This window comes from uncultured Methanobrevibacter sp. (genome assembly GCF_937898925.1).
Lineage (GTDB): Archaea > Methanobacteriota > Methanobacteria > Methanobacteriales > Methanobacteriaceae > Methanobrevibacter.
In genome coordinates this window covers 1-6,877 of sequence record NZ_CALDKF010000053.1, presented here as the reverse complement: position 1 = coordinate 6,877, position 6,877 = coordinate 1, and the positions used below count along the sequence as shown (strand labels likewise).

Annotated in this window: 10 protein-coding genes; 7 read left to right on the top strand and 3 right to left on the bottom strand. The window is 33.7% G+C overall.

Going from position 1 to position 6,877, the window contains the following annotated elements; translation table 11 throughout:
- Positions 1-77: 77 nt before the first annotated feature.
- The 3 genes from cgi121 to Q0409_RS04060 all read right to left on the bottom strand — a co-directional run bounded on the left by cgi121 (position 78) and on the right by Q0409_RS04060 (position 3,235).
- Positions 78-605 carry a KEOPS complex subunit Cgi121 gene (cgi121, locus tag Q0409_RS04070; protein WP_298535364.1) on the bottom strand — a complete coding sequence of 176 codons (528 nt, stop codon included), beginning with the start codon at positions 603-605 and terminating at the stop codon, positions 78-80.
- Positions 606-684: 79 nt separating this feature from the next.
- On the bottom strand, positions 685-2,226 hold the full coding sequence (locus tag Q0409_RS04065; protein WP_298535362.1) for a (R)-citramalate synthase: 1,542 nt from the start codon (positions 2,224-2,226) through the stop codon (positions 685-687).
- A 61-nt stretch (positions 2,227-2,287) separates the two neighbouring features.
- Complete coding sequence (locus Q0409_RS04060; protein WP_298535359.1) at positions 2,288-3,235, bottom strand: SDR family oxidoreductase; 948 nt, start codon at positions 3,233-3,235, stop codon at positions 2,288-2,290.
- Between the two features lie 393 nt (positions 3,236-3,628).
- Here Q0409_RS04060 and Q0409_RS04055 point away from each other — a divergent pair, with 393 nt between their 5' ends.
- The 7 genes from Q0409_RS04055 (at position 3,629) to Q0409_RS04025 (ending at position 6,794) form a co-directional block, all read left to right on the top strand.
- Positions 3,629-3,943 carry an energy-converting hydrogenase A subunit A EhaA gene (locus Q0409_RS04055; RefSeq protein ID WP_298535357.1) on the top strand — a complete coding sequence of 105 codons (315 nt, stop codon included), beginning with the start codon at positions 3,629-3,631 and terminating at the stop codon, positions 3,941-3,943.
- The gene (locus Q0409_RS04050) at positions 3,943-4,443 is read left to right on the top strand and encodes a hypothetical protein (RefSeq protein WP_298535354.1); all 501 of its coding nucleotides are present in this window, start codon (positions 3,943-3,945) and stop codon (positions 4,441-4,443) included. Before Q0409_RS04055 ends, Q0409_RS04050 begins: the two co-directional genes overlap by 1 nt.
- Before the next feature lie 108 nt (positions 4,444-4,551).
- Complete coding sequence (locus Q0409_RS04045) at positions 4,552-4,827, top strand: DUF2109 domain-containing protein (protein ID WP_298535351.1); 276 nt, start codon at positions 4,552-4,554, stop codon at positions 4,825-4,827.
- A gap of 38 nt (positions 4,828-4,865) precedes the next feature.
- A complete protein-coding gene (locus tag Q0409_RS04040; protein ID WP_296856830.1) occupies positions 4,866-5,192 on the top strand; it encodes a DUF2108 domain-containing protein in 327 nt (108 codons plus the stop codon).
- On the top strand, positions 5,192-5,452 hold the full coding sequence (locus tag Q0409_RS04035) for an EhaE family protein (protein ID WP_298535348.1): 261 nt from the start codon (positions 5,192-5,194) through the stop codon (positions 5,450-5,452). The genes Q0409_RS04040 and Q0409_RS04035 overlap by 1 nt, the downstream gene beginning before the upstream one ends.
- A 54-nt stretch (positions 5,453-5,506) precedes the next feature.
- Positions 5,507-6,112, top strand: coding sequence for an EhaF family protein (locus tag Q0409_RS04030; protein WP_298535345.1), 606 nt, complete (start codon positions 5,507-5,509; stop codon positions 6,110-6,112).
- Between the two features lie 4 nt (positions 6,113-6,116).
- Entirely contained in the window at positions 6,117-6,794 is a 678-nt protein-coding gene (locus tag Q0409_RS04025) for an EhaG family protein (RefSeq protein WP_298535343.1), read from the top strand.
- The last annotated feature ends 83 nt before the right edge of the window (positions 6,795-6,877 follow it).

Genomic DNA, 6,877 nt, shown 5'->3' with positions numbered 1-6,877 from the left:
ATACTTTTTAATACTTTTTAATACTTTTTAATACTTTTTTATAATTTTTTATAATTTTTTTAATAACTTTTTTTTTTTTACTGATCTACTATTAATCTAGTAGTTTTATCAATTAATATGTCGGTTATATGCATATTCTTTAACTCTTTTTCAGGAATATCATATAAGTTCAATAATATTGATTCGTCCGCTTCTAAAACAGCATCATTTCTTACAAACATATCAGATAATTCATCGATAAAGTAATCTGGACAATCGATTAGAACAACCGCTATATTCATCTTCCCTTCTCTAAGACCAAGTATGTCAAATGCCTTGGAAATTTGCCTTTGAGCAGAAGTTCTGATTAGAATTTCAATACCTAAATCCTTAGCTAAATTTTCCCTTCTTTTGAATGCATTGATTGCATGAATGACACCTTGCTTGAGATGCTCCTTTCCAGCTATTGCATCTGCATTCATAAGTTGAATAATACCAACATCACAACAGCTGTTTCTAATGTTTTCCACTTGGTCCAATGTTTTAGGAATGCTTTCTATTTCTCCAGTGAATCCTAATATTTCAACATTATCCAAATTAGCCAATTCCTTATCATATTCATTCATTTTATCGCTCTATAATGTTATATTATAAAAATTAAAATAATTAGATGATTAAAATTAAAAAAATAATTTAAAAATTAGTTTATTTTTTATTCTTCTTTCCTTGCTTTTTATCCAAGGAAAAATGTTTGTTTTCAAGCAATCTGTTTACACCGTCAATATATGCCTCTACACTTGCATTGATAATATCAGGTTCAGTTGCTCTTGCAGATATGATCTTATCTCCAGAACTGAGCTTTACGATTACTTCAATCAATGCGTCTGTACCACCTGTAACTGCATCTACGTGGTATTCCTCAAGCTTGATGTCTGCAAAGTTCTTGATTCCCTTATTAACTGCATTGATTGCTGCATCAACAGGACCGATACCAACATCTGCCTCAATGACTTCCTTATCCTCAATGTTCATCTTGATTGAAGCGGTTGGTCTGATCTTATTTCCTGAAACGATTGTAAGTTCATCAAGATTGATTTTCTTTTCCTGCTCAATGTTTAGGACATGCTCTGCAATAGCTTCCAAATCAGTGTCTGTAACGGTTTTTCCCTTGTCTCCAAGGTCCTTTACCTTAAGGAAGATTTCATTCAATTGCTCATCATTTACTTCAATGCCTAATTCTTGCAATCTATTGTTCAATCCTTTGGTTCCAACATGCTTTCCAACGATAAACTTACGTCTGTGACCTACAAGCTCTGGCATGATAGGTTCGTAGGTTGCACTGTTTTTTATAACTCCATCTGCATGAATTCCAGATTCATGTGCAAATGCATTTTCACCTACAATTGGCTTGTTTGGAGCAAGATACGCATTGCTTAATCTTGAAACCAATTTGGATGTGCTATAAAGCTGATTTATCTTAATGTCAGTGGTGTACTTGCTTTCATCGTCATCGTCACTATATTTGTACAATGTGTTCAATGAGACTACAACCTCTTCAATAGCTGCATTTCCAGCTCTTTCACCAAGTCCATTGATGGTACCATGGAATCTGGTAGCTCCCCCATCAATAGCGGATAATGTGTTAGCTACTGCAAGGCCGAAGTCGTTATGGCAATGAGCGCTAACAGGAACTCCTAAATCAGTGAATTTCCTATAGAAATTGAATGATTTGAGCGGTGTAAGCATTCCTAAAGTGTCGCATGGGCAGATTCTGTCTGCTCCTGCATCGATTGTTGCCTTGAATATTTTCCTTAAGTATTCAACATCGGTTCTTGTTGAGTCTTCAGCTGCAAGCTCTACAGCAAGGCCATGGTCCTTAGCGTATTCGACAACTTTTACAGCATCTTCAAGCATTTCATCTTGTGATTTCTTAAGCTTGTATTTCAAATGCAAATCAGAAGTTGGAACTACAACATTCACAGCATCGACATCACATTCCAAGCAGTAATCCACATCCTTAAACAAGGTTCTTGAAAAGCTTACAATCTCAGCATTCAATCCTTGTGAGGTAATCAATTTAATAGCTTCCCTTTCACCTTCAGATGTAATTGCAGATCCTGCCTCAATGGAATTGACTCCTATTTCGTCTAATTTGGTAGCTATCCTTAATTTTTTAATTGCATTTAAGGAGATTCCGGGGGTCTGTTCTCCATCCCTTAATGTGGTGTCTAACACTTCTATTTTCATTTTTCCACTTCTTGATAATATTTATAATTTTAATAAGTTTTAAAAAACGTATAGCCGTTTTTTATAATTTTCTTTTTTCCATTTCTTCTTTAAACCATTCTACAGTTTCTCTTAACTGCTCTTCAAACTTATCTTCTTCTGGCTTGAATCCTATATTTTTAAGATTGCTTATATCTGCTAATGAATGTTTTATGTCTCCTGGACGTTCATCTAGATAATTAACTTTTAAGTCGGATTCCAAAACATCACTAACAATATCAAATAACTGGTTTATGGTCATTGATTTACCTAATGCAACATTTACTATTCCATTGTATTCAGATTCACAAGCTGCAATGTTTGCTTTAGCTATTTCCTTTACAAAAATAAAGTCTCTGCTTTGCTCTCCATCACCATAAATGACAGGGCTTTCACCTTTTAGGATTGCAGAGATGAATTTAGGGATTACTGCAGCATAAGGTGAGTTTTCATCTTGTCTAGGACCAAAGACATTGAAATACCTTAAAGCCACATAATTCAATCCATAGCTTTCATAAAATGATTTTAAGTATAATTCCCCACTTGCCTTCTGAGCAGCATAAGGGGATGAAGGCATAGGAAGTTCACTCTCTTTCAAAGGCATGTTTGGATTTTCTCCATAAACTGCAGAAGATGATGAGAAAACGATCTTTTTGATATTGTTGTTTTTACATGCCATAAGCAATTTCAAGGTAGCGTCAATGTTTGTCTCATTGTAATCTAAAGGTTCTGCAACACTTCCTGGCACGCTTACCTTTGCTGCAAGGTGAAATACGTAATCCTTTCCTTTTAAAATCTTATCCAAATCACAGTCTAAAAGGTCTTCTTCAATCAAAGTCAAGTTTTCATGATTTGGATTTTCAAGGTTTTCCATTTTTCCAGAGGACAAGTTGTCTATTACGGTCACTTTGTTGTTTTCCAATAGCTGTTCAACAATGTGTGAACCTATAAATCCGCATCCTCCAGTAACTACAATTTCCTTATTTTCCATTATATCTGGTCCTTTAATTTATAATGTAAAATGATTTTTTCAATGATTCAATGCTATCATTTTATCATTGATATAATTATATTTTCTATATTAGTATAGATTTATAATTTTAATACTATTTATATTTTGTAATTTTGTATATAAATCAAATTTTATATATAAATCAAATTCATATTTGTGGTGTAATCATAAATAATTATAATTTTTAGGAATGCCTAAATTTTTATCCTTTTAAAGCGCTTCTTTTTCAAAGATTGTTCATAATTTATCTTTATTTCCTATCGATTGATTTAATTTTTTTCGATTTTAAAAATAATCAAAAATTTGTCCTATTTTTTCGGCTTGGCAATAAGTAATAAAAGATATATATTATATTATAACATAATATTAACTATGATTAGTATAATTGCTAATGGATTTCAATTATTCATGAATTATATAGTGGCTATCATAGTTGCAATAGTCTTAGCGTTAGCTTTGAAATTGCCGCTTCTTCCAGAAAAGCCAATCAGGTTTTCCTGGACTAAAAGTGCACTATTTCCAACTCCTGTGTTCGCTATAGGAATTCTAGCTATTTTTTATTCATTAAATGTGTTTTGGATTTATAAGGGATTGTTAATTGCAATTATAGTGGGATTATTTTCAGCTATTTTTGTCAAGTATCTATTCGATTATGTTTTCCCAAACCCTCAAGGAGGTAGCGAATAATGGATCTAATAATTGGCTTGATTTTAGCAACCGTTATCTCTTGGCTTAATTTTGTTATAGTGGATACATTCCTTGGTCTTCCTGAAGCTCCAGGTGTTAAAGGGGCGGAGACTGTAGGATATTCAATCAAAAATAGGAAAGGGGATTTGGCAGGAGGATTCTTCCAAGGAAACATCCTATGTTCTCCAGATGCATCCGCAGGAACATTGATGGCTTCAATTGGAGTTTACATTCTTGGAATTCAAGGAGGTTTAATAGCTGCATTGCTTGTTTACATTGGAAACAGATTATGTGCAGATCCAGGTTATGCAGGAACAACCGGCGCTTTGACCATGACACTACTCATATTCATCTTCTCATTCATTGGAATCACCCCAGAGATGTTCATTTGTGGAATGGTAATTGCAATATTCACTATTCAAGGAATTCACCATCCTACAAGTTCAAGATTAATTGGAAAAATAGCAAAATCCTTTGGCAGATATACTAAATATGAATAATTAATATGAAATTAATAAAATAATATATTAAATAATTATAAAATAATTTATAAAATCGATTAGTAAAGTCGATTGGATTAAATAAATTAAAAAATACAAGGTTAAATTATGTTTATTGAAATTATTGGAGTTATTACAATTTTAATGGCTTTAAGAGCAGTAATAACCAAAGATAGAGCAGAAAAATTACTTTATATAAATGTAATAGGATTCTGTGTTTCTGCACTCATCGCATTGTATATTCAAACTCCATTTGGTCTTGTATTAGCTGCAACTTTCTTTGTCTCTTCTACAATTGGTGCAAATGCAATTGCATATAGCTTAAATGATTTGGAAGATGAAATTACCTATGATAAGAATATGGAAGAGCATAAGGAAAACTAATGATTATTATTTTTATAGATAATAGAAATGGGATTTAAATGTTGGAATTTATTGACTTGACAACAATATCAATTGCTTTGATGATAATAGGTGCTATTGGAGTTGTCCTTTTAAAGAAACCATTGGATAAGGTAATTATGGTTTCAATCTTGGAAGCAGGCTTGTTTTTAGCTATTGTCAGCTTTAAATATTTGGATGTTGCTTTTTTAACTGCAGTCCTTGATCCATTGTCTATTATTGTATTCTTGCTTGCTTTGATTAAGATTAATGAAGTGCGTAAATCAAAATTGAAGGATTATTCCACACTTCCTAAAATGATTCAAAGCAATGAAAATGAGACAAGAAACTCTGAAGGTGGTAAATAATGTTCAATCTTGCTCTTTGGGTTTACGTAGGTTTGGCACTTGCCATTTTTGGAAGCCTAGCTACAGTTTGGGGTCCTGGAGTGAAAGACCCAATCATAAGAACAATCAATACTGAAGTGGCATCTGTAGGAGTTTCATTGATTTTGCTTACTTACAATTCTACATTAGCTCTTTTGACTTTAATTGCAACAACAATTATCGTAACATTGATCTTGTTTAGAGCTATTTCTCGTTTAGAAGAGATAGGAGCTGATGTATAATGCTTATCAATTTATTTAAAAATCAGTTTCAATTAATGCTGGGAGGAGACCAAAATGCCTAGAATAGCTAAATTATGGAATAAATTGGCAAATCCGAAGAATATTCCTAGATTATTCGCTCTAATTTTAGGTTTACTCTTGATTGCTGGATTCTTAATCCCAATTGGATTGGATACAGACCAAATCTACACTCGTCCAGCTCCTCAAAGTCAAATGGATGCAGGTTTGGCTATTGCTCCATATGATAGGGGTGGAGAGATTTTGGAAAGTCCTGGTGTTACTGAAGCCCAATATCCTGAAAATTCACAAAATCTGGGTTGGATCAATTCATATATGACTCCAATCGCTGAAATGCTAAAGGGAATTTCCCCATACTTTGGAACAAGTATCTGTGCATCTCCAGGTGGAGTGATTGATGAAATCCTTTACTATACAAGAGGTTTTGACACTATCTTGGAATCTTCCATTCTTATGATGGCATTCATTATCGCATCATGGCTTGCAATTAACTTTACCATGGATAGAAAGGAGAAAAAAGGTAAAGGAGACATTAAGGAAGATGTAAAAAGAGCTATTGCAAGTTCTGACAAGATAGCTAGTGAAGTTGAAATGAGCAATCGCAAAGCTCGTAAAAAGCAAGCTAAAAAGGAGTTCAGGTGATTAGATGGTTGCAAGTATAATTCCACAATTTGTTCCTGCATTCTATAGCTCAATGTATTCCACAGCTTTATATGGCGGTTTGATTGTAGCTTTCATTGGCTTGATGGGAATTGCAATGGAGAAAAGAGACATCCAAGTTCTTATATTGACTGACATTGTCGGTTTGGCTATGCTTATTGTTGTAGCTGCTGTAGGGACTGATTTGTCTGAAGCATTGATTCTTCCTGGTCTAGTAGTTGAATTGGCAGAGATTATGGCTATATCCGAGATTCTAATATCTCGTGAAATGAGAAAGAAAGATGTAGATACCTCATTTGCACCAATGCCATTAAATATAGATATGGAGATTATGACAACTGCTCCTAATTTCATTGCATTATTGTTAATAGGTTATGGTGTTTTCCTATCTGGTTTTACTGGTGGTGCAGTAGCTGGTGGAGGTATTGTAATTTATGTTTTAAGTAGAAAGGTAAGAGGATTACCAATAGTTGTTCTTGATGGAGTTGGAGCAATATCTGGTATCTCTTGGTGCTTATGGATTATTGGATTCCTATTCTTCTTCATATTGCCTCAATACTGGTTGCTCAGCTTATTCCTAGCTGCTTTAGGATTGCTCTTGAAAGTTGCTTCCAAGATCGGATTGATTGGAATAATGATGAGAGAGGAATACGGAAGAAAATGATTATTCCATAAAATCTCTGTCACTCTGAGGATAAATCATGTACCGTATCTTTTCCATACTGCTGTTGTTCTGCACGCTTGTCA